This is a genomic window from Paenibacillus sp. sgz302148, from assembly GCF_056120465.1.
The window spans coordinates 172,129-194,336 of the sequence record NZ_JBVYOJ010000014.1 but is presented as its reverse complement, the minus strand read 5'-3'; the positions used below and the strand labels follow the sequence as shown (position 1 = coordinate 194,336).

Annotated in this window: 22 protein-coding genes, 1 pseudogene and 1 other annotated feature; of the genes and pseudogenes, 22 read left to right on the top strand and 1 reads right to left on the bottom strand. The window is 44.0% G+C overall.

The genetic code is table 11. The features are described 5' to 3' along the window. The first annotated feature begins 344 nt into the window (after nt 1-344). Nucleotides 345-1,922, top strand: a complete 1,578-nt coding sequence (locus tag AC0LWM_RS21290; RefSeq protein ID WP_474676999.1) for a malate:quinone oxidoreductase — start codon at nt 345-347, stop codon at nt 1,920-1,922. A 154-nt stretch (nt 1,923-2,076) separates the two neighbouring features. Here the strand turns inward: AC0LWM_RS21290 and AC0LWM_RS21285 are convergent, their stop codons facing one another. After that, nucleotides 2,077-3,468 carry an aminotransferase-like domain-containing protein gene (locus AC0LWM_RS21285; RefSeq protein ID WP_474676998.1) on the bottom strand — a complete coding sequence of 464 codons (1,392 nt, stop codon included), beginning with the start codon at nt 3,466-3,468 and terminating at the stop codon, nt 2,077-2,079. Between the two features lie 109 nt (nt 3,469-3,577). On the opposite strand from AC0LWM_RS21285, the gene azlC reads away from it, so the two are divergent. From azlC to AC0LWM_RS21180, 21 genes and pseudogenes are all read left to right on the top strand, one after another. Then, nucleotides 3,578-4,297 (top strand): azaleucine resistance protein AzlC, encoded by a 720-nt coding sequence (azlC, locus tag AC0LWM_RS21280; RefSeq protein WP_474676997.1) that lies wholly within the window; start codon nt 3,578-3,580, stop codon nt 4,295-4,297. After that, the gene (locus AC0LWM_RS21275; protein ID WP_474676996.1) at nt 4,288-4,620 is read left to right on the top strand and encodes a branched-chain amino acid transporter permease; all 333 of its coding nucleotides are present in this window, start codon (nt 4,288-4,290) and stop codon (nt 4,618-4,620) included. Before azlC ends, AC0LWM_RS21275 begins: the two co-directional genes overlap by 10 nt. Nucleotides 4,621-4,726: 106 nt before the next feature. Beyond that, nucleotides 4,727-5,764, top strand: coding sequence for a methyltransferase (locus tag AC0LWM_RS21270; protein WP_474676995.1), 1,038 nt, complete (start codon nt 4,727-4,729; stop codon nt 5,762-5,764). 110 nt (nt 5,765-5,874) lie between these two features. Further along, nucleotides 5,875-6,387: an NUDIX domain-containing protein gene (locus tag AC0LWM_RS21265; RefSeq protein ID WP_474676994.1), complete on the top strand. Its 513-nt coding sequence runs from the start codon at nt 5,875-5,877 to the stop codon at nt 6,385-6,387. Between the two features lie 60 nt (nt 6,388-6,447). Continuing rightward, nucleotides 6,448-6,701, top strand: a binding site (T-box leader). A 45-nt stretch (nt 6,702-6,746) separates the two neighbouring features. After that, nucleotides 6,747-8,255 (top strand): annotated as a pseudogene (locus AC0LWM_RS21260) (glutamine--tRNA ligase/YqeY domain fusion protein); the annotation flags it as partial. 243 nt (nt 8,256-8,498) lie between these two features. Further along, a complete protein-coding gene (locus AC0LWM_RS21255) occupies nt 8,499-9,245 on the top strand; it encodes a hypothetical protein (protein WP_474676993.1) in 747 nt (248 codons plus the stop codon). Between the two features lie 63 nt (nt 9,246-9,308). Continuing rightward, on the top strand, nt 9,309-9,719 hold the full coding sequence (locus AC0LWM_RS21250) for a hypothetical protein (RefSeq protein ID WP_474676992.1): 411 nt from the start codon (nt 9,309-9,311) through the stop codon (nt 9,717-9,719). 65 nt (nt 9,720-9,784) lie between these two features. Then, a complete protein-coding gene (locus tag AC0LWM_RS21245) occupies nt 9,785-10,207 on the top strand; it encodes a tetratricopeptide repeat protein (RefSeq protein WP_474676991.1) in 423 nt (140 codons plus the stop codon). A gap of 23 nt (nt 10,208-10,230) precedes the next feature. After that, nucleotides 10,231-10,734 carry an NUDIX hydrolase gene (locus AC0LWM_RS21240; RefSeq protein WP_474676990.1) on the top strand — a complete coding sequence of 168 codons (504 nt, stop codon included), beginning with the start codon at nt 10,231-10,233 and terminating at the stop codon, nt 10,732-10,734. Then, nucleotides 10,731-11,273 (top strand): histidine phosphatase family protein, encoded by a 543-nt coding sequence (locus AC0LWM_RS21235; RefSeq protein ID WP_474676989.1) that lies wholly within the window; start codon nt 10,731-10,733, stop codon nt 11,271-11,273. Before AC0LWM_RS21240 ends, AC0LWM_RS21235 begins: the two co-directional genes overlap by 4 nt. Nucleotides 11,274-11,323: 50 nt before the next feature. Then, nucleotides 11,324-11,941 carry a zinc dependent phospholipase C family protein gene (locus AC0LWM_RS21230; RefSeq protein WP_474676988.1) on the top strand — a complete coding sequence of 206 codons (618 nt, stop codon included), beginning with the start codon at nt 11,324-11,326 and terminating at the stop codon, nt 11,939-11,941. 143 nt (nt 11,942-12,084) lie between these two features. Beyond that, nucleotides 12,085-12,867 (top strand): DUF695 domain-containing protein, encoded by a 783-nt coding sequence (locus AC0LWM_RS21225; protein ID WP_474676987.1) that lies wholly within the window; start codon nt 12,085-12,087, stop codon nt 12,865-12,867. A 164-nt stretch (nt 12,868-13,031) separates the two neighbouring features. Further along, nucleotides 13,032-14,765 (top strand): RNA polymerase sigma factor, encoded by a 1,734-nt coding sequence (locus tag AC0LWM_RS21220; protein WP_474676986.1) that lies wholly within the window; start codon nt 13,032-13,034, stop codon nt 14,763-14,765. A 31-nt stretch (nt 14,766-14,796) separates the two neighbouring features. Further along, nucleotides 14,797-15,141, top strand: a complete 345-nt coding sequence (locus tag AC0LWM_RS21215; protein WP_474676985.1) for a hypothetical protein — start codon at nt 14,797-14,799, stop codon at nt 15,139-15,141. Beyond that, the gene (locus tag AC0LWM_RS21210) at nt 15,142-16,032 is read left to right on the top strand and encodes an extracellular solute-binding protein (protein WP_474677005.1); all 891 of its coding nucleotides are present in this window, start codon (nt 15,142-15,144) and stop codon (nt 16,030-16,032) included. It abuts the gene before it with no gap. An 84-nt stretch (nt 16,033-16,116) separates the two neighbouring features. After that, complete coding sequence (locus AC0LWM_RS21205; RefSeq protein WP_474676984.1) at nt 16,117-16,638, top strand: DUF3995 domain-containing protein; 522 nt, start codon at nt 16,117-16,119, stop codon at nt 16,636-16,638. 297 nt (nt 16,639-16,935) lie between these two features. After that, complete coding sequence (locus tag AC0LWM_RS21200) at nt 16,936-17,961, top strand: acyltransferase family protein (protein WP_474676983.1); 1,026 nt, start codon at nt 16,936-16,938, stop codon at nt 17,959-17,961. Nucleotides 17,962-18,153: 192 nt separating this feature from the next. Beyond that, a complete protein-coding gene (locus AC0LWM_RS21195; RefSeq protein ID WP_474676982.1) occupies nt 18,154-19,155 on the top strand; it encodes a S41 family peptidase in 1,002 nt (333 codons plus the stop codon). A gap of 74 nt (nt 19,156-19,229) precedes the next feature. Next, a complete protein-coding gene (locus AC0LWM_RS21190) occupies nt 19,230-19,604 on the top strand; it encodes a carbon-nitrogen hydrolase family protein (protein ID WP_474676981.1) in 375 nt (124 codons plus the stop codon). 205 nt (nt 19,605-19,809) lie between these two features. Further along, nucleotides 19,810-20,007 (top strand): tautomerase family protein, encoded by a 198-nt coding sequence (locus tag AC0LWM_RS21185; RefSeq protein ID WP_474676980.1) that lies wholly within the window; start codon nt 19,810-19,812, stop codon nt 20,005-20,007. Nucleotides 20,008-20,360: 353 nt separating this feature from the next. Continuing rightward, nucleotides 20,361-22,208, top strand: a complete 1,848-nt coding sequence (locus tag AC0LWM_RS21180; protein WP_474676979.1) for an ABC transporter ATP-binding protein — start codon at nt 20,361-20,363, stop codon at nt 22,206-22,208.

The following is a 22,208-nucleotide window of genomic DNA, read 5'->3' as shown; positions in this document are numbered from 1 at the left end:
GATCGTAAGTTTCTCAGAAGCCGAATAGGATCGTTTTTGCATGAAAAAGCTCCCCTTACCGTAGCAGGTTTTATTATTTCACCTGTCTACCGTAAGGGGAGCATATCACATGGCAACTGCTCCACTTTTTTATTAACAACGGGGCAGCTATGTGTGGTAAAATGTATAAAGTAGTCTGGCGAATCGGACAATATATTGGCTTCTTCGACGTTCTTCTTGTCGTATAGAGCATGTAACTATCATTTAATTAGGAAATAAATATTTTAATCTATATCCAATAGTGATACACTAAGATTAATTGTTTTGATTGAGTAAATGGGGTGTGACCAACGTCGCACCCTAGCTTGCTGTGCAGCTTAAGCAGGCGCCTATATCTTTTCTTCAAATATCAGCATGTAAGGAAGGTAAACATGAGTAACAGACAAACCAAATCAGACGTTATCTTAATTGGTGCCGGAATCATGAGTGCGACTTTAGGGTCAATGCTGAAAGAATTGATGCCGGACTGGGAAATTACAGTGTTTGAGAAGCTGGCAAGCGCAGGAGAGGAAAGCTCCAACGAATGGAATAACGCGGGAACGGGGCATGCTGCGCTGTGCGAGCTGAACTACACAGCCGAAAAGCCGGACGGGTCCATTGATATCAGCAAGGCTGTAAAAGTGAATGAACAGTTCCAAGTTTCCATGCAGTTCTGGTCTTATCTTGTAAATAGCAATCTGATTCGCAATCCACAAGACTTTATTATGCCATTGGCTCATATGAGTCTTGTGCAAGGGGAACAAAACGTTAATTTCTTGAAGAAACGGTTTGAAGCATTATCTAACAACCCGCTGTTTCAAGGGATGGAATTTTCCGATGATCCGGAAAAGCTGATGAAATGGATTCCTCTTATTATGAAAGACCGCGCATTGAATGAACCGATCGCGGCAACAAAAATTGATTCCGGTACGGACGTTAACTTTGGCGCTTTAACGCGCATGTTGTTCGATCACTTAAAGAATAAAAACGTAGACATTAAATACAAACATAGTGTACATGATATTAAACGTACTAGCGACGGCTCTTGGGAATTGAAAGTGCGGAATATCGACAGCGGCACGATCGAACACCATACTGCAAAATTCGTCTTTATCGGCGGCGGGGGAGGAAGTCTTCCTTTGCTTCAAAAATCGGGGATTTCCGAAGGAAAGCATATTGGAGGATTCCCGATCAGCGGCTTATTTATGGTGTGCAATAATCCGGAGGTTGTCGCACAACATCATGCCAAGGTTTACGGCAAAGCTAAGGTTGGTGCGCCGCCAATGTCGGTTCCGCATCTTGACACAAGATTTATCGCCAACAAAAAATCGCTGCTGTTCGGACCATTTGCCGGCTTCTCGCCAAAGTTTCTAAAAACCGGTTCCATGTTCGATTTGTTGGGTTCTGTAAAACCGAACAATATTTTAACGATGCTTGCGGCAGGCGCAAAAAACTTGTCTTTGACCAAATACTTGATCCAGCAAGTGATGTTGTCAAAAGAAAAGCGCATGGAAGAGCTGCGTGAGTTCATTCCTAACGCCAAAAGCGAAGATTGGGATCTAGTCGTAGCCGGCCAACGTGTCCAAGTCATTAAAGATACGGTTGCCGGCGGCAAAGGAACGCTTCAGTTCGGTACGGAAGTCGTTAGCGCCGCTGACGGATCGATCGCCGCACTGCTCGGAGCTTCTCCGGGGGCATCGACCGCCGTTTCCGTCATGCTGGAGGTTATCGAAAAATGCTTCCCGCAGCAACTTAAAGCGTGGGAACCGAAAATCAAAGAAATGATTCCTTCTTACGGCTTGTCACTTGTGGCAAACCCGGAACTTGTCCAGGATATTCAATCTTCAACAGCGCTCGCGCTTGGGCTGACCGAAAAGTTGCCGGAACCGGTAGCTGTTGGGTAACAATTTTAAATATATTATTCGATAAAAGGCCGCATTTTATGCGGCTTTTTTTATTAAAACGATATCTCAACGCGCATGGGGGAGCGAGCGATGACAAGTGTTGTACTATATGGCGAGCGGAGCAGCGTGCTAAGGCATATGCTCCACATTTTGATCACTTTAGATTTTCTTTCAAGATCTCCAACCCTCTTCTTAATTCCTCCAAAGAATGTGTTGACGAAAGTGCTATTCTCAAATATTTGTCCTGTGTAGCTGCCCCGCTTATAAAGCGATCCGAGTGAAAAACACGAATCCCTTTGTCCAGAAAATAACGCTCCATGGTTGTTGCATTACCATTCTCCGATATCGGAAGCCATCGATAAAAGCTTAGGGGATGACCCTTATGGAAAGGCTGAGGGAACAGCTCTGCAAAAATACGGTTTGCAGACTGCGCTAGCTGTTTTTTCTCCGCAACAATTGCATTTGCTTTTCCCGAAATCATAAGTTCGGTTATGATCTCGGCATCCATTGAAGATGTCTTGACATTCACGTTAAATATTGCCTGCATCATCTTCTCTTTAAATGCGTCGCAAAACACAATATAGGCCACTCGAAGGCCAGAACAGATGGACTTGGTGGTACTGCATATATAAACCGTTTGTTCTGGAAGTAGCTGAAATATAGGCTGGACAACATCATCCTCAATATCGGTCGACAGGAAGGCATGAATATCATCCTCAATGACAATCAAATGATGCTTTTTTATAATGGCAGCTAGCTCTTTTTTACGATCGGCTGGAATCACTACCGTTGTGGGATTACAACAAGTAGGCATCAAAAATACGCCATGTACATCCAGTTGAAGGCACTGATTTTCAAGCTCGTTCGGCAGCATTCCGTGCTCGTCACCGGGAATCGGGACTAATTTAATATGAAACGATTTCGAAATTTCGATAAAATTTGAAAATGTATACATATCGACGGCGATCCGGTTTCCTGGTTCGAACAGAGCTAACAATGTAATCGCCAAAGCATTCATTGCACCGGAAACAATGGCTATATTCTCTGTGTCCGCATGGATGCCAAAAGTATTCATCCAATGTAATGCCGCTATTTTTTGATGTGGCATTCCGGTAGGATCATTGTAATTAAAAAGCTGCTCCAAATAACTTTTCTCCGTCACTTTCTTTGCAGCTGCAGCGACAATCGTATTGGTTTGCTCAAAGGATGCAACAAAGCCAAGATCAATACATTCACTTGTTATTTTATCTTTTGAAATTGTGATGGAGCGTGCCGCATTGGGAGAAACAAATGTCCCGCTTCCGGTTACAGCATATATTAAGCCTTTAAGTTCGCATAGCTTGTAAGCACGAGTAATAGTCGTAAAATTTACATCCAAAAAATCGGCCAACTCCCTTTGCGGCGGAAGTTTAGTACCTGGAGCTAAATATCCGTTTATTATGTCATGCTCCAGTAATAAAGCGAGCGAATGATAGAGCGGACGTTTCAAAGCGGCCCTGTCGGGTTTCCACGACATGGGGTAATCCGTGAAGGAATTTATCGGCATATTGTACCTCGCAAAATTGTAATCCATACAATTATATCATTGATTGTATGGATTTGCGCTGATAAAATTGCAAAGAAACGTAATCGTGCTGAGGAGATGCGAACTAACTATGACGAACAAAAACGAACTTCGATTGGCATTTCGTGCAGCCTTTCCCACTACGATCCCCATTTTAGCCGGCTTCTTATTCCTGGGGATTGCTTACGGCATCTTTATGAACGTATCGGGTTTTGGCGTGGGGTATTCCTTCTTTATGAGCCTATTGATTTTTGCCGGCTCCATGGAATTTGTAGCGGTCAATCTGTTGCTTGGTGCTTTTAACCCATTAGGTGCATTGTTCCTCACTTTAATGGTCAACGCGCGTCACCTTTTTTACGGGATCTCCATGCTTGAAAAGTACAGTGGGACCGGGCTCAAAAAGATGTATTTGATTTTTGGCTTATGCGATGAATCTTTCTCCATTAATTACACGGCCAAAATACCGCAAGAGGTGAATAAAGGATGGTTCATGTTCTTCATCACCGTGCTTAATCATAGCTATTGGGTGCTGGGGGCAACAGTTGGCGGGCTTTTTGGGTCGCTAGTGAAAATCAATTTGGAAGGGCTTGAGTTTGTTATGACGGCACTCTTTGTCGTCATCTTTATTGAACAATGGGTGAAAGAGACCGCACATCATAGCGCGTTATTGGGTCTAGGGATATCCATTTTATGCCTCGTCATTTTTAACAGCGGTAACTTTATTATCCCTTCCATGGTCATCATTCTTTTCGTACTTACATTGATGAGGAAGCAACTAGAGAAGAAAACAGGTGAAAGATCATGTCAATGACATTATTAGAGCGAATGATTACGATTGGAATGGTCGTTTTGGGAACGATGATGACAAGATTTCTTCCGTTTATTATTTTTCCTTCAGGTCGATCCACACCAAGTTATGTCCGGTATCTCGGCAAAGTATTGCCTTCTGCGGCAATCGGGCTATTGGTTGTCTACAGTATAAAAGATGTCACATTTGTAACCGGCAACCACGGAGTACCCGAACTGATATCAATTGCTATCGTCGCTATTCTCCATATGTGGAAAAAGAATATGTTTTTATCCATTGCTAGCGGTACACTCGTTTATATGTTTTTGATTCAATTTTTGTTTTAGACTTTTATATCGAAAATAACTTAACTTAAACAAGCCATATTCACCATCGTTACCCGTCTTTATCATGATGTTATATGATTTACACATCAGAGATAGAGGGGACTTCATGCAACGATATGAGAATCATTCATGGTTTTTTGCCACTGTAACCTATGGGTTCGAAACTGTACTTGCGGATGAAATCGAGGAACTTGGTATCGAAATACGAGGGATGAAGTTTGAACGTGGCAAGGTCGTATTTCAGGCGTTCGGGGAAGTTCAACGACTCATGAATCTTCGTTGTGCGGATAATATTTATTGTATCGTTGCTGAGTTTGCTGTTGGGAAGCATAAATCAGATTTAGCTCAGATTGAAACTGCCATCAAGAAATTGAAATGGGAGAGGCTTGCTGCTGAATTTTCCAAATCATCAAGAAACATTCGAGTAAGTGCCAGCAGAAGAGGAAAACATTCCTATTCTCGTTTTGATATGATAAAGACGATTGAACATGTTGTGGAAAAAGAAGGATTTTCGAGTATTCCACAAGATGCCGGAGCTTTATGTATTCGTGCGGATATTGACGAAATGTTTTGCCGAATTTCTATTAAATTGACAGATGCACAATTTCGATTTCGGGGGAATACTCGTCTCTTTTTAAAGGGCGGTATCAGGCCGACGGTGGCAGCTGCGCTAGTAAGAATCAGCAAACCTAGTAAGAACGAAGTGTTTTATGATCCGTTTTGCGGTTCAGGCACTATATCGGATGAACGCGTTCGGTTCCCGGCTAGAAGAATATTGGCTAGCGATAATGAGGCAGAAGCCGTACGAATAGCAAAAGAGAATTGTAAGGGAAGAGCGATTGTTTTTGGCTGCGATGCTAGGAAAACACCCTCCACTTCTGAAAGTATCGATATTATAGTGTCGAATCCTCCATGGAATAAGCAGATTGCAGTAGGAGACGTGTACAAACTATATGTTGAATTTTTGGCGGAAGCCAAAAGAATATTGAAACGGCATGGGCGGATGGTGCTGCTTACGGACTGTCACGAGGAAATGATACAAGCGGCTAAAGAAAACGAGTTGTACCTGAGCGCTATATATGACCTTAGTCTACATGGCTTACATCCTAAAGTTTATGAAATAAGAAAGAAGAATCAAAAATGAACTATGGCTACCAGTTCTGAGGAAGATCATCGATAACTTGTGGAGCATAATCAGGCAATTAATGGTACAATATCCCATGAAAGTTACATAAGAGACTGGATGTGACTAAGATGGAGAAGATACGACTTCGTGCTTGTGCTTTGATCATTAAGGACGGGGCAATTTTACTTGTCGAATTTGAAAATGATATTGATGATGATGAAGGCGTGCATTACAACCTTCCAGCCGGTGGTCTTGAGCCAGGTGAAACCTTTATTGATGCTGTTAAAAGGGAAGCAAAAGAGGAGGCTTGTGTAGACGTGGAAGTCGGGTCGGTTGCATTTGTTTACGAATATCAACCCGCCAAAAACAACTGGATTTACGGCGATACACATTCTGTAGGGATAACTTTTGAATGTCAATTAATAGCCGGTTCGCATCCCAAACTCCCCGCAAACCCAGACCCGAAACAAATTGGCGTGAAGTGGATACCGATTTCGGAGCTACACACGATTCAGCTGTACCCGGAAATTAATCAAGATATTATGGATTACTATTACGGTAACAAGTATCGCAACTATGTTGAAGAGCAAGAGATTCAAATCAGCAAGTTGTTACGCTTGGGAAGCAAATCCGACATTTAGTCTGAAGTTATGAATTACGGTTTACATTAAAGGGAATCATTGATACGATATTGACAACATTCAAACGCGATGAAGAGAAGAGTAGGGGAAAACGATCTTGCACAGAGAGCTCCGGCAGCTGAAAAGGAGCACAGAACCTTTCCTTGAAACAAGCCTCTGAGCAGCATGTCGGAACCGTGCGTGGGGATGGCATGACGGGAGCTCCCGTTATAGAGCTAGAGTATAAGCATTGCCTGCAATGCCGTACTTGAAGAGGTTAATATGGCGACATATTGATGAAGCTGGGGTGGCACCGCGAAAATTTCGTCCCCAAGACATAAAGTCTTGGAGGTGAAATTTTTTTTGTTGGATTGTCCATAGTCGCTCAAAAGTTTAACGGGGCATTTCATTTACGCTTCGATGATACGAATCCACTTAAGGAGGACAGCAAGTACGTTAACGCGATCATTGAGGATATCAAGTGGCTTGGATACGATCCGGGTCCTCACATCTACTACGGCTCTGATTATTCGGACGAAATATATAACGCCGCAGTTCAATTGATCCGGCAGGGGAAGGCGTACGTCTGTGAGTTGACACCGGACGAAGTGACGGAGTATCGAGGGACTTTGACCGAGCCGGGCAAGAACAGCCCCTATCGAAACCGATCAATCGAGGAAAACCTGGAGCTTTTTGCGAAAATGAAAAATGGCGAGTTCCCGGCTGCATCCAGAGTTGTTCGTGCTAAAATTGATATGGCCTCGCCCAATATAAATATGCGTGATCCTGTTATTTATCGCATTATCTATGCGGAGCATTACAGGACAGGAAACGACTGGTGCATTTATCCGATGTATGATTTTGCTCATCCAATTCAAGATGCAATTGAAGGCATTACCTATTCCTTATGCTCAATTGAATTTAAAGACCACCGTCCCTTGTACGAATGGGTCTTGAACGAACTGGGTATCCATGAACCTCCGCGGCAAAGGGAATTTGGCCGTCTGAATATAACGGGTGCTGTGACAAGCAAACGCTTTTTACGGCCGATGGTAGAAGGTGGTTACGTTAACGGTTGGGATGATCCGAGGCTTCCAACTCTCCAAGGGCTTAGAAGAAGAGGCTTTACGCCGGAAAGCATTCGCAATTTTATCGAGGAGATTGGGAGCATCCGAACTCAAAGCACGGTAGACATTTCGTTACTGGATCATTGCCTCAGGCAGGATCTAAAAGGAAAAACGGTCAGCGTCATGGCTGTGATGCGACCTTTGAAGGTTGTCATCACCAATTATCCGGAGGGTCACGTAGAGCTGTTAAAGATTGAAAACAACAGCGAAAACGAGACGCTGGGAACGAGAGAGGTGCCTTTTTCCAATACGATCTATATCGAGCGGGATGATTTTATGGAGCAGCCATCTAAGGGCTTTCACCGGCTCAGCTTGAATGCCGAAGTAAGGTTGAAGGGTGCATATTTCATCAGGTGCGAGGAAGTAATTAAGGATAGCGTTACGGGCGAAATTACGGAACTTCGCTGTACCTACGACCCACTCACGAAAAGCGGAACGGGATTTACGGGCCGTAAAGTAAAGGGGACGATTCACTGGGTCTCGTCGGAGCATGCCGTTCAAGCTGACGTCCATCTTTATGAAAAGCTGCTTGAGAAAGAAACTCCGATGGACAGTGGGGATTGGACGTCGGCGATCAACCCGGAATCGTTGGTTACCATAAACGATGTTTTAATAGAACCTTTTGTTCAAAGTGCTTGCCCGGAACAGAAATTTCAGTTCTTCCGTCATGGCTATTTTTGCGTAGATATGAAGTACAGTGTCGGAGATCGGCTTGTATTTAACCGGATCGTCCCGTTAAAGGATACTTGGAGTAAGAAATGAGCAGGGAACGAGAGTGGAGCAGCATGCCGCGGCAGCTGCTTCTTTTTTTGGCATCATTTTAGGTTCGATAGGAATAATCCTCACTAAAATTGGTAAATTTGCAGGATTCCCATCAAATGCAATCTAGGGCAATATGGTAAACATAGGTACTTCGAAGCCGAGTAAGATCTGGATTGGCAGTTGAAGGTCCAATAAATAAGTGCAGTATGGAGGTCCAATATAAATATGTGCACGGGGATAGCTATGTACGACACGAGCGAAATCACTCCGCTTGAGGCTTGCAATGCTGGCGAGTCTTTTTTTGATGCTATCGGTACAAGAATTACAACTGCCGGATACTATAAATACATAAACGGCGATTATGGATTAGATATTGATTTGATAGAAACATCGCTTTCCGATCTCAAGGATAAAATGATCTCAAAAGAAGCAACGGCATTTAGGTTATATAGTGAACAAAATGGCTGTTCTCCATGGTTTGCATCCTTCGGGTATATGACCGATGAGTTTGGCAGCTTTCATCACATTGATGCTCAGTGTGCGATACCTATTGAAGACGTATATGAAAAATTCGTCGGTTTTGTGGTGAATGTATCGAAGAAAATTAGCTATCCGTATGGAATCGTGTACGCTGCAAAAAAAGTTGCCGATGCATTTTATTATGCGGAGGGTGAGAATTTGGTCAGATTGTTTCCATACGAAAATTCGAGCATTTTTAAAAAAGAAACTCCCGGAAGATTTAAGGGCGAGGCTCGCTATAGGGGGGATATGTTGAGAATGGTATATCCCTGCAGTATGTTAAACGAAAAGCATCTTCGTATAAAAATCCAGGGCCTGCCGCTTGGAGAATGGATAGCAGATGAACAGGGCCGCGGTTCTCTAAGGAAAATCTGCAATGGTTTGTGGCTATGGGAGGTTGGTAAAGATGACATTGATCATGTTTGCAAATTCTGCGGAGACGCCGGAATCCTAATAGCCTGGAAGGCATGATCGCATTGACTTTCCGCTGCCCTCGAGACAGCATTTATCCCAATAGACTAGGAGAATCAGATCATGTTCGTAATACATGCCTATCTTACGAAGTCGTCAAACCCATACTCCACTGATCATCTCGCAAATGAGTTGAGAGCCTATTTTGATTCCGAAATTAATAATGGTCTGATAATTGGAGAATCAGCGAAACCGTTCACGAATGAAAAATATTTGATACTTCGTTGGTCGGGGTGGAGTTTTACCGCACATTTTGAAACCGGCCACAATGTAGTCGCAGATGTAAGTTACATTGCCAGTATCGTCAAGAATTGTCCGCCTGAAGTTAAAGACTGTGCCGAGCGCATTCGCTTCGTATTCGCATCTGATGAAAGACGAGAATTCACGAATCATATCATATGGGCGATAGACTTTTTACTGGAAATACCCGGAGCAATCATTTTTGATGAAAGTCAAGAAACGATAATTCGATGAGTGGAATCGGACAACGGACAGACCCTTTGACATTAAATAATTCGAACAGAACAGGAGAAACGCCGGTGCAACTTTCAGATTCAACCTATTCGGAAATTACCGCTCTGTGTAAACAAGGTGATGAATTGGTGAAGGCAGGCGGTCTTGAGGCGGGCAAGCAAAAGTATGTCGCCGCCCTCCGTTTATTGCCGGAAAACCATCGGGAATGGGAGACCGCTACGTGGATTTATGTGGCTATTGGGGATGTCCATTTTCGTATGATGAATTACGTTAAGGCATTCAAGTGTTTTTATAATGCCGTACAGTGTCCGAGAGGGCTAGGAAATCCCTATATTCATCTTCGGCTAGGGCAGTTATATTATGAGCAGGAAAACCTTGAAAAAGCGACAGATGAGTTAACCCGGGCTTATATGGGTGCCGGTATTGGGATTTTTATGGAAGATGACCCAAAGTATCTTGAGTTTTTGGAGACTAAGATTGATATATGAATAACCAAAAGGAGTGAGTGTACTTGTTTTATGTAAATACCCGCGCCTTCGTAGAACGAGAACGCAATGGAAAAATCGAAATTATTATTCAAACACGCAATAAACCGAACGAACCGAAGCAACTGGAATTGCCGGGAGGGAGGGTGGAAGAGTTCGAGTCGTTATTAACCGCGTTGCGCCGGGAAGTGAAGGAAGAAACCGGTCTCAATGTCACTTGGATTGAAGGGGAAGATACACGTATTGATACGGATGGGATTAATCCGAATCATGTTGTCGAATGTGTTAGGCCATTTACCGCATACCAGACGATTCAAGGTGGAATCGATTCGGTCGGTTACTACTTTGTTTGCAGGGCAGAGGGTGAATTGCTCGAAGAAGGAGACCAGACGCAACAAGCCCGCTGGGTAACCGTTGACGAACTTGCCGAACGGATACACAACGATCCGCTGCAATTTATTAACATCGATTGTGCCGCTATCATGTTTTATTTAAAACACCGTGGCGGCCATAGGGAGAGAAATGAATGAAGAAACTTTACGTGATTCGTCATTGTAAAGCCGTTGGACAAGCTCCGGGAGCAGAACTAACCATAGAAGGATTGGCGCAAGCCCAAGAGCTTGCTGATTTTCTCGGTGATAAAGGAATTGAAACAATCGTATGTAGTCCCTTCTTGCGGGCAATCCAATCTATCAGCCCCCTAGCCAAAAGATTAAACTTGGATATAAACATTGAAGACCGCTTAGCTGAAAGAGTTTTAAGCAGCGAAAATCTAACCGATTGGAAGGAGCATTTGCGTATCAGTTTTACTGATTTAGAAAAGTCGCTTCCAGGCGGTGAATCAAGTCGTGAAGCAATGAATAGAATTGTATCCGTAATTAACGAGTTGAATATGACTGCTCATAACAATATTGCCGTAGTTACTCATGGGAATTTGATGTCGTTACTTTTAAAACATTATGATCATCAATTTGGATTTGAACAATGGCAGGGACTGTCGAATCCGGATGTGTATTGTTTAAAGGAATATGATAAAACGCCTGGGATTCAAAGAGTTTGGCAAATTTGAGGTGATTTGACCTATCGCGTGTGGTAAAATGTGGTGCAAGGAGGGGGTATATGGGTTCGCGATTGATGCATTTAATCATTGGTGAGGTAGTCGCTTCTAGTATTCATATTATAAAAAATAAGAGAGAATTTTTACTCGGCGCGATTGCACCTGATGCTGCTTACTCGTTGGAAAGGAAAAACATCACTCATTATTTCGAAGGGGAAATAGACAAGGGAACTCGGCAAATAAATTATCACAAATACATGGATAAATACTTATCCGATATAAAAGATGACTACTCATTAGGATATTTGACTCATTTGGTTTCCGATAACGTGTGGATGGATCGGATCTACCATAAACATGGATTCAAGCAGAAGCAAGATGTAGACCCGAACTTTTTACAGAAATCGTATTCGGATTTTAGAAAAATGAATACGAAACTGCTTTGTCATTATCGAATGGAAAACTTAAAAAATGAGTTGGAGATTGATGCTTCCCCAAGGGAAATCGAACATATTACTCCTGACGACTTACAAAAATTAATAGAAGAAATGAACGGGGATTTTGACATTCTAGAACAAGATAAATATTCCGACCTAGAAGTATATCATTTTGATGAAATTATAGAGTACATCAACCTATCGAGAGCTAAGGCTATAGCTGTTATTGAAGAATTAATTTAAATCCGAAACGTGAGTGGAGCAGTATGCCGCGGCAGTTGCTCCACTTTTAGTATTTTCAAGGGTAATTATTATCTAATAACCTGGCAGGAAATTGGTGGATTTTTGTCGAATCAGATCAACACGAATATGAAGGCGGTGCAGAAATGTCAGACAACTGGAATACTTACTTTACTTTTATGGATAATAAACCAGCTTCATTCATGTTGGATTTAGAGCCTTGGAAAAATGGTGAGAACGAAATGTTAATCCACTTGTATCGGCTCAGCATCATCCTAAATGATCCGAATGAAAATGGACTTACCAACAATAAAGAAGCGGAAATTTTGTATGCAATCGAGGATTCAATCCATGAATCCTTAGACAATAATTATGTTTATGTCGGAAGGATAACTACGGATGGCAGGAGAGATTTTTTTTACTATACGGCTTCTGCCGATGGGGATGAATTGAAGGCGCTTGCAGAACAAATCCTTGAAAATTATAAATATAGCATCAATCAGATTGAAGAACAGAAACCAAGAGACTTCTATCATCAAAATTTGTATCCGAATAAATCCAATTGGCATCGTATGGTGAACAGACAGGTGGTCGAAAAGCTTAGCCATCTGGGGGATAGCTTGGAAAAAGCGAGAACCGTGAATCATTGGATCTATTTCAGCTCCGCTGAGTCGCGTCATCTGTTCATAGAGAAAGTTCAAAGAAACGGATTTCATATTGAGGATCAGGGTACTCAGGAACATAAGTTTTCGTTAACAATTTCCAGAAATGATTTTGTTCAACTTCATGCAATCAGCGATGTTACGGATTATTTGGTATCTGCGGCACAAGAATATAATGGAGATTATGATGGTTGGGAAACTAAAGTAGTAAAGGAAAAGGAAAATTTACTCACCGGATTGAAAAAGATTTTTCGGTCGAAGAAATAACGTTCATTTAACGTTCATTCGAAATATAAGGGGAAATCAGTGGAGTAGTTGCCGCGGCAGCTGCTCCATCTTTTGCTTATAGAATGCTGAATGTCAGAACTTATATTGTAATGGCATCTTATATAGTAGAGGACAAAAAAAGGAGTTGTCGTAAGATAAATGACATGATAGAACCCAATGCTGTTGGTCAAGAACCTGACGCAATGCTTATTATGCGAGCGCGAGACGGTGATTCAGAAGCGTTCAATGAGCTTGTTTTGCGACATCGGATGAAAGCATTTACTTGGGCCAATTATATTTCCCAAGATCCTCATTTGGCAGAAGATATCGTGCAGGATGCGCTGCTTCGTGCATTTCTTCACTTGGGCACACTGATGGATTGTTCCCGTTTTGTACCTTGGCTTAAAGGGATCGTTAGAAATCAAGCACTAATGAAAATGCGTCGGGGCGGGCCATATCGGCATGAACAGCCCTTTTCCAGTCTTCGTGTGCCGGCATCAGGAGAACAGGATGTCGATGTGCACAACATGGACAGTATTCTCCAGCATTTAACAAAAACATTGAAGCATGAGGACAGATTACAAGCGGGTAATCCGCATATTCAAGTGGAAAGACGCGAGTTCGTTACAATGATTCAGAACTTATTGCATTGTTTGACGAAACGAGAACGCGAAGTATTTGAAGCTCATTTCTTTCGAGAATGCACTCCTCAGGAGATCGCTGTTTTGTTCCATATCACAACAGGCAATGTCTATAAAATGATTTCACGCTCGAAGGCAAAAATTCAACAAGAACGCGTTTCCGCTTGTATTCGCGATCATATCCAACAAAGGAAGGAGGATCTCCATATCGGCAAAAACGTGTTGAACAAGGAGGTTTTGCTGAATACTGCTGAGCCGCTGCATCTCACTTATATCAATCGGGTTCATGAGGCTTTAAGGCTTAGCGATAGTACGCTTACCCTGCCATTTGTTAATGGATGTTTAACCTTTGCATTTAACATCAATATTGAACAAAGCAGCGTAGATATGTCCAGCACCAACATGATCGATCGGAATTATATTTTTCTCAATGGGTTATTGAACATGGGGTTTTCTGCACGTTACACCGAAGCGTTCAACTTCGCACCTCCCAGTCCTCTGCGATTGATCGAAGCAATTAGCCTCGTGCAACAATCGATCGATAATGGGTATCCTTGCTTGGTTTGGGAGTTAATCAACTCTGAATTCGGGCTCATCTATGGCTATGATGACGACGCGCAGCATTTTTTAGGCTTAGACTCCAAATCGATTTCCGAAATTCCTTATTATTTGCTTGGAGGACGTAAGACCAAATCGTTATTCGTTCTAGGAATTGAGAAGAAAAGCGAAATTGGTCCATTATCCATACTCGTACGTACGCTCAAGATGATCATCCGCCATGCCCGGGGGAAAGAAGCTACTTTCGGGGGATATGTAAATGGACTTGCCGCTTACGAGACATGGATGAACATTATGCAGAGTAGGACGATCGAACCGATTGGCCATGCCTACACGATCGCTGTCCTATTGCAAGCCCGCGAACATGCAGTGCGTTTTCTTAAGGAGATGATTGCGAAATTGACGGAAGATCCTGCGGCTGATCAAGAAATAACGCGTTTATTGACTGTAGCATCGAGTCATTACAAAACCGTTTACGGTTCCTTCGCGAAGCTGCATCAGCTATTCCCGATGCCATCGGGCGGAGAGCCCAATGATCCGATATCCTCGGCTCAAGGGATTGAATATTTGAAGCAGGCCTACCTAGCCGAAGAAGCCGGTATTGAAATTCTCGAACAAATCGTGTTAAGGATCGAAAAGGACGTTAAGCTGCAAGTCTTACCGTTTATTGATAACCCGCCAAGGGCCTACAATCTGTGATCAACCATTTACTATTGAAAGGATGATAAAGATGAATGACATTTTACATTGGATGCATAATGCGTGTGATATAACAGTACTTCGGGTAGCGATTGATGAGCCATGGCAAAAAGAATCGATCGAGGCTGTGGCACGAAGGTTCGAAGATTTGCACCCTGGTGTGAAAGTCTATGTCGATCTTGTTTCGAATGGCGCTATTCGTTCTGATCTTTACGCCCGCGAGTCAACAGCCGATCTCGTACAGCTATTTAATGACGATATTACGGATTGCAACCGGGATCGCCTATTGTTGAACTTGCAATCATGGATCGATTCTGCCGGAACTGAAGCTTTGTTTCATCCGTCGATTCTTCAGCTCGTACGAACGGACAGCTAGATTACTACCCTTCCTATTAGCGCTACTATGAAAGGCATATTTTACAATAAGCAATGGTTCGATAAAGCTAGTATCCCTTATCCAGAAGAAGGATGGACGTGGGAAGACTTTTTTGAAACGGCCCTTCGGCTGCAGCGTTCTAATGTAAGCCCAGGGGAGGAACGGTATGCAGCAAGGATATCTTTTCATCATGAATATATCGGTCTTCTACTGTTAACCGCCGGTACATACTGGTTCTCGCCTGATCGTACGAAAGCTTCTGGATTCGCAAACAGCCCGGAAGCGGTCAAAACAATCACTTGGGCAGCGGATCTCGTTCGAAGGCACCGGGTGGCTCGTGCGACGCAAGAATATTTTTCAAACGGCGATATATTAGCAAATGAAACCGGCATGGTCCTCGATTATTGGATCATGCTGCACGAAATTCAACCGCATTTGAAAGGAAACCTCGGTATTGCAGGGTTACCGCATGATCGGGAAGGCCTCAGAATGAATGAACCGTGGATATGCGGATTCGGCATTTCGGCCCGAACCCGACACCCGGAACTCGCGAAAAAACTGCTTTACGAGTTGACCTGTAAGAGCAACGAACTTACCCGTCTTGTGACTCAGGGCTTTATAGCACCATTGCATTCAGTCTACGAGGAGGTCGGGCACGATCGCGACCCGCTGCGCTGCGCAATATTGGCGGAAATGGCATACGGAGGTTCGCTTCCGGTATCGCCCGGGAATCTAACTTATTTTCGATTACTGGATGACTTCGTGAATCCGGCATTGAGTAAGATCGTGTTCCAAGGAGAAGACGTGAAGGAGACATTAGATAAACTAGCCGAAACGCTTGATCATGAGCTAGAGAAGCGGATACATCTGAAATCGGAGACGGAAGCATAGCACAACAAAGAAGCCTCGTGATAAGATATGGATATCGGTTTATTTGTTTAAAACATATTTTACTACGATTGGGCGTGTTCTCGGATGGTTTCCAAGCAAAGGAACAACCAGAAAAAACGTTTGCTAAGGACTCCGTGGGTCACATACACGGCCTGCGTTTGGGCGTTCGTTTTCGCTGCGATGAGCTTTTATTGGGCGCTCGGAGGAACTGTGGGCACCAGTACTCTCGGCGATATAGCAAATCTTGCCGATGATCCTTGGTTCATTGTCATTCTCTGGATCACCGGCTTATTAAAAGCTCTCGGCGGGTTGCTTGCGCTTGCGCTCGTCCGTCCATGGGGGAGGATCGTTCCTCGATGGCTGCTGTTGGCCGCTGTGGGGTGCGGAGGGATTTTTATGATTTTATACAGCGGAGCGAACTTCCTTGTGAGAGGACTTATGTGGGCCGGTTTCCTTAACACCCCCGAGTCCATGCACTCGACGGCAGCTCTCTGGCACCTTTGGTTTTGGAATCCTTGGTGGTTACTCGGGGGGATCTTGTTTGCCGCCACAGCCTGGTATGAAATCCGGAGCCCCCGCGATCGTCATAACAGTATGACGAGTTGATATGGAGTAACAAGTTTTTTGTCATGAAAAACGAGAGTGGGGTAGCGTGCCGCGGCAGCTACTCCGCTTTTTATTTACCAGAATATTGATACGTTTGTTCTATCTGCATCATCGACAAAAAGGACCAGGTTATATTAAAAGACCTATCCGATTGCTATGAAAAGAGTGATTTTTTAGGATCCGGCTTTTCATTCACAAGACCTAAAGATTTGAACGTTTCCGCCTATTAACGGGCGGATTCTATTAGCTTATCGTTAAAGTGCACTTACAATACAAGATCAGAACTGGAGGGAATTCATGAAAGAAAGAAAAAAATGGATTGATGTCGCCCGCGGGTTGAGCATCATTCTAGTCGTCATGGGACATTCCGGAAATGAGGTCATGGATCACTATTTGGGATGGTTTCGCATGCCGTTGTTTTTTCTGGTAAGCGGACTGCTGTTTAAAGAAGTGGCGCCGGAGAGCTATCGCAAATGGGCAGTGAACAGAATCCGCTTTTTTATGATCCCGTATTTTGCCTATGGCATTGTGATCGCTTTACTCGTAGCCGTGCGGCTGAAAGACCCGATGTCGGTTCCGCATGACGTGCTGCTGCTGCTTTATGGCGGTACCGTGCTAGGCGGGTGGTACGGCGTGTTCTGGTTTATTACCTGTTTATTAATTGTCCATCTGCTAATGGGGTATCTGACACGTTTTCCGTTTGCCATCCAATGGAAGGTGGTCGCCGCTTGCTATTTGGCTGCCCATCTTATCAGTATGACAGAACTGGCGAAATGGAACATTCCGTGGAATGCAGATGTAGCATTGATGGCGATTGTTTTCTTTTTTCTCGGTTATGCAGGCAAAAGAATACTGGCGGAATGGCTGAAATCCGGCATTGCTTTTGCGCCCGCCTTGTTGATCGCTGCTCTGGCTGTCGGTTTGAACGAAGCAGGGGTATGGAAGTTCCGACTGGATATGAAAATGAAAGTCTACGCGCAGCCCTTGCTGGATTGTATGATCCCGCTTGCTTGTGTCATTGTCGTGCTGCAGCTGTGCTTTTGGATTTCCAGATGGAACATGGTGAGTGGACTGGCATTTTTGGGTACGGTTACGATTACCATTATGTATTTGCACATTCCGGTCAACATTATGCTGAAGTATGGTCTTGGATTGCAATATGGACCGCTCGTATTCACCATGGCGGGCGTTGTCATTCCGCTCGGGCTGGCTTGGGTGATGTCCAAATCCGCGTTGCTGACGGCTTTGTTTCTCGGACGACAAGGATTCGGCGGGAAGACAGGGCAGATCAAGAAAACGCCAAGTCAGCAGTTTGGCGGTTAGTATTGACGACTGGAGAAGTTCGTTCGATGATGAACGGACTTCTTTTTTAATATGACACTAATAGAGCGACGAGCTGCCGCGGGAAGCTGGCACTTTGCTGCGCTCATGTCGCCGACAAAAAAAGGAAATGGATGAGAGGCATCGAAATTAGTGGTGAATCACAATTGAGTCATTTACACAGGAGGGATGATAATGGACCACGGCTTTAAGACGGATACAATAAAAGCCCTAACAGATTTACTCATTGAACATTATGTTTTCCCCGAAATTGCTTCCAAGATTCGAAATGAACTTACCCAACGATTAAATGACGGCGAATACGAAGGTATCACGGAACACTCTTTGTTTGTGGAAAAATTGACAGCGCAATTGCAGAACGTATCTCGTGATAAACATTTACATTTACGGCATTACACAGAAAAACCTCAATCTGAGAATCAGGAGGATAACAACCTACATGATCATTTCTTAACCATGGCGAGGTTGGATAACTACGGATTCACCAAAATCGAGCGGTTGCCAGGAAATGTTGGATTGCTGGAGTTTCAAGGATTTATGCCACCCGAACTTGCCGGCGATACGGCAGCCGGCGCGATGACGTTCCTTGCCAACACATCCGGCATGATCATTGATCTGCGGAATAATTTTGGCGGCTCTCCATATATGGTCGCATTCCTCTCAAGCTATGTATTGGAACCGTCACCAACACATCTTAATGATCTCTATTGGAGAAAAAATGATGTAACTCAGCAATTTTGGAGTTTACCCTTTGTTCCGGGAAAGAGATTCGGTGGTACGAAGCCATTGTACATATTAACGAGCCAGAAAACATTTTCAGCTGCCGAGGAGTTTACTTACAACTTACAATCCATAGGTCGTGCGATTGTTGTTGGGGAAAGTACAGGAGGAGGGGCTCATCCGGGGCAAATGCATCGAATAAATAGGGAGTTTGAAGTATTTATCCCAAATGGCCGTGCAATCAATCCGGTAACCAAAAGCAATTGGGAGGGAGTAGGGGTTCGACCTGATATCGAAGCCCCTCAAGACAAAGCGTTGGATGTCGCCTACACGATTCTTCTTCAGAATGAACTAAAGCGCCTGTCGGATCAGGCCCTCCCAAACGGATATGAAAAATTAATGGATGAAATAAAACAAACACTCGAGAAAAGTAGTGAGGCTAATGAAAACCTTTAACGTTGGGATCGTTCAATATAATTGTAATGTACCTGATTAAAAGTTAAATACAGAAATTGGATGCAAGAGTGCTCATGTTAAAGGGTGCGGAAATCATATTGGTGCCAAATGATTGCGGAACGATGAAGCCCAGATTACAGGCGCTTTCAACAAGAGCCTACGAGAACATGGTTGGAATTGCCATGGCGAATCCGCCCGGTGAAAATGCAGGTTGTTCTTGTGCTTTTAGTCCAATCGTATGGGATCAATATGGTAAATCTGTCGATAACACGATTCTAGTAGCAGATGAGATGACTGAAGGTGTGTTCCTGGCTAAATTTGATTTAGAGGAATTGCGTAACTACCGTAGCCATGAAATGATGGGAAATACTTTTCGAAAAGTGAACGCGTACAAAGAATTGCAAAGCGATAAAGTAGAAGCACCATTTATTCGGCAATTGATTCAATAATCCGAAATGATCGAGTCAGCATGCTTGTCAAAATAAGTTTAAATGTGAACGACTGCGATGGCGCTTGCGGACTCGCCTTTATTTTTCAGGATCCGGACGGGAACCGGTATGCATTGTGGCAGCCCCCTCAGTTATGAGGTTGGGATGAGTCGATTCGAAATTGCGTCATAGTGCGATTTCTCACCAAAATGGAGGTGTTAGAGTAATGCCATACATCAATCTTCAAATAACAAAAGGTGCAACTAGAGAACAAAAGGCTCAAATCGTAAAAGAATTTACCGCAACTCTTGTCAATACGCTAGGCAAAAAGCCTGAACATATCCATATTGTCATTCAAGAAATTGAGGATGAAAATTGGGGTTTTTCCGGGATATTGACTGATGATTATCGAAAGCTTTCATAAATACTCGAGCAACATTGACTTATGAAATCAGAAGTGAGTGGAGCAGCATGCCGCGGCAGCTGTTCCATTTTTTTCACTTGGGGGGAAACAACAGAGGGAAAGCGAGCTCGTACAGCTTTACGTTCGCATAAAAAACGCGACACAAAATGGTCGCGTTATCTTTACGTATATTGAATTTTGGCATATCTTAATACAACACAGGTGTCCTCGCCTTCCATAATATTAGTATAACGGAAAGAAAATTATAAGTCTATACTTTTTTCCATAAATCCTGTATTTTTTATCTCGTATCGCCCGTGAAAAGGGGGAGTTGCGGCGACGATACGAATACGGAATGCCGGAGGAGGAGTGTAGTGTTCTTTGCTGACAAATGGACGAATTTTCGGGAAGCAGCCCGGTTTGCCTACACCATGCTAATTGCGCCTTGGCCTATTTTTACCGTTTTCCTGATCATGTCTTCGGTGATTGGGGGGATCTTGCCGTTATTGCAGATTCAGATTACGACTGGACTGGTGGACACGCTGGCTTCTCATCTTCAATCGCCGCTTCCTTCCATGAACGATTCCATCATCGCCATTCTTGCCCCGTATTATCCTTGGCTGCTCCTCACATTAGTCATCATGATCGTCAACTGGATGATGTATATGGATACTTTTCAAAGGTATCTAGCTGCTCGACTGAATGAACGAGTCCAGCAAAATTTCGATCAAAAGTTCTATGCCAAAGCCTTAAGCATGCGGCTCGAATATTTTGAAAGCTCGAAGTTCCATGACGTGATGCATCGCGCTTTACGTTCCATGGAAGGGCATACGGTTTCGAATCAACTCGCTCAGTTGCAGCGGCTTTTGTCCGCAACGTGCAGCTTGATCGGCATCATGTGGATGCTGGGCACGGCACATTGGTTCCTACCGATAATTCTTCTCTTAGGGACGATCATTTTATTGAAATGGCGCGTGAAAAGCGGCATCGATCTAACGAGCGCGATGGTCTCTTTAGTTCCGGTGCAGAGGAAGCGATCTTACATGATGAAAATGGTTACCGAACGAGCGCCTGCGGCGGAAATCCGCCTCTATGGTTTAGCTGTTTACATGATTGGAAGGTGGAGGGAGCTATCCGACAGGATGATGTACCAATTAAATGCTGTGCAACGAAGCAACATGGCAAAAGGAATCCCCGTCGTCGCTATCCAAATCGGCATTCATGCGAGTATTTTAAGCGTATTGCTGCTGCTTGGGGCCAAAGGAAAGCTCAGTGCGGGTGTTTTGATTGCTTTGATGTTTGCCGTGCAGCAGTACCTGGATCGGATTCAAAATATAAGCTGGCGTATCGAGGGGCTCCACAGATTTTGCAGCGAGCTGCAGCATACGCGTCATTTTTTTGCCATGGAAGGGGAGGAACCGGCATCGGGTATTAAGCTTACAAGCGGGTTGAAGGAGGGGATACGATTCGAAGGCGTGAGCTTTAGCTACCCCGGAAGCGACAAGCCGGTGATCGACAAGATGAATCTAATCGTTCGACCCGGCGAAAAAATTGCACTAGTCGGTGAGAATGGCGCCGGCAAAAGTACAATTGCCAAATTGCTTCTTGGGTTGTATCAACCGGTGTCAGGAAACATATGGGTCGATCAGTTTGATCTGAAATCGATAGACCCTAAACACTGGAGGGAACGAACGGGGGCAGTTTTTCAGGATTATGTCCGTTACTCCTTGACGGTAAGGGAAAACATCGGCTTTGGCAGCTTGGATAATATTCATGATCTGGAAGCCATCAACCAAGCGGCTCAAAGAGGTTCAATCTCGTGGACGATCAACATGATGCCTGCCAAGTACGATACCGTACTGGGCAAGGAATACGAGGGCGGACAGGAACTGTCGGGCGGACAATGGCAAAAAATAGCGATAGCGAGAGCCTATCTCCGTAATGCCGAAATCGTCGTTCTCGACGAACCCGCAGCTGCGCTGGACGCGTTGTCTGAAATGGAAGTGTACCGCAACTTTTTGCAGCTCGCGCAAGAGAAAACCGTTCTTCTTATTTCTCACCGTCTCGGATCCGCTCAACTCGCCGACAAAATCGTATTCGTCGAACAAGGACGCATTGTGGAAGAGGGTTCACACGAGCAGCTGATGGAATTAGACGGGAAATATGCTCAGCTGTATCGACAGCAAGCCGAGTGGTACAACACGAATAAGGCAGGTGTTTGA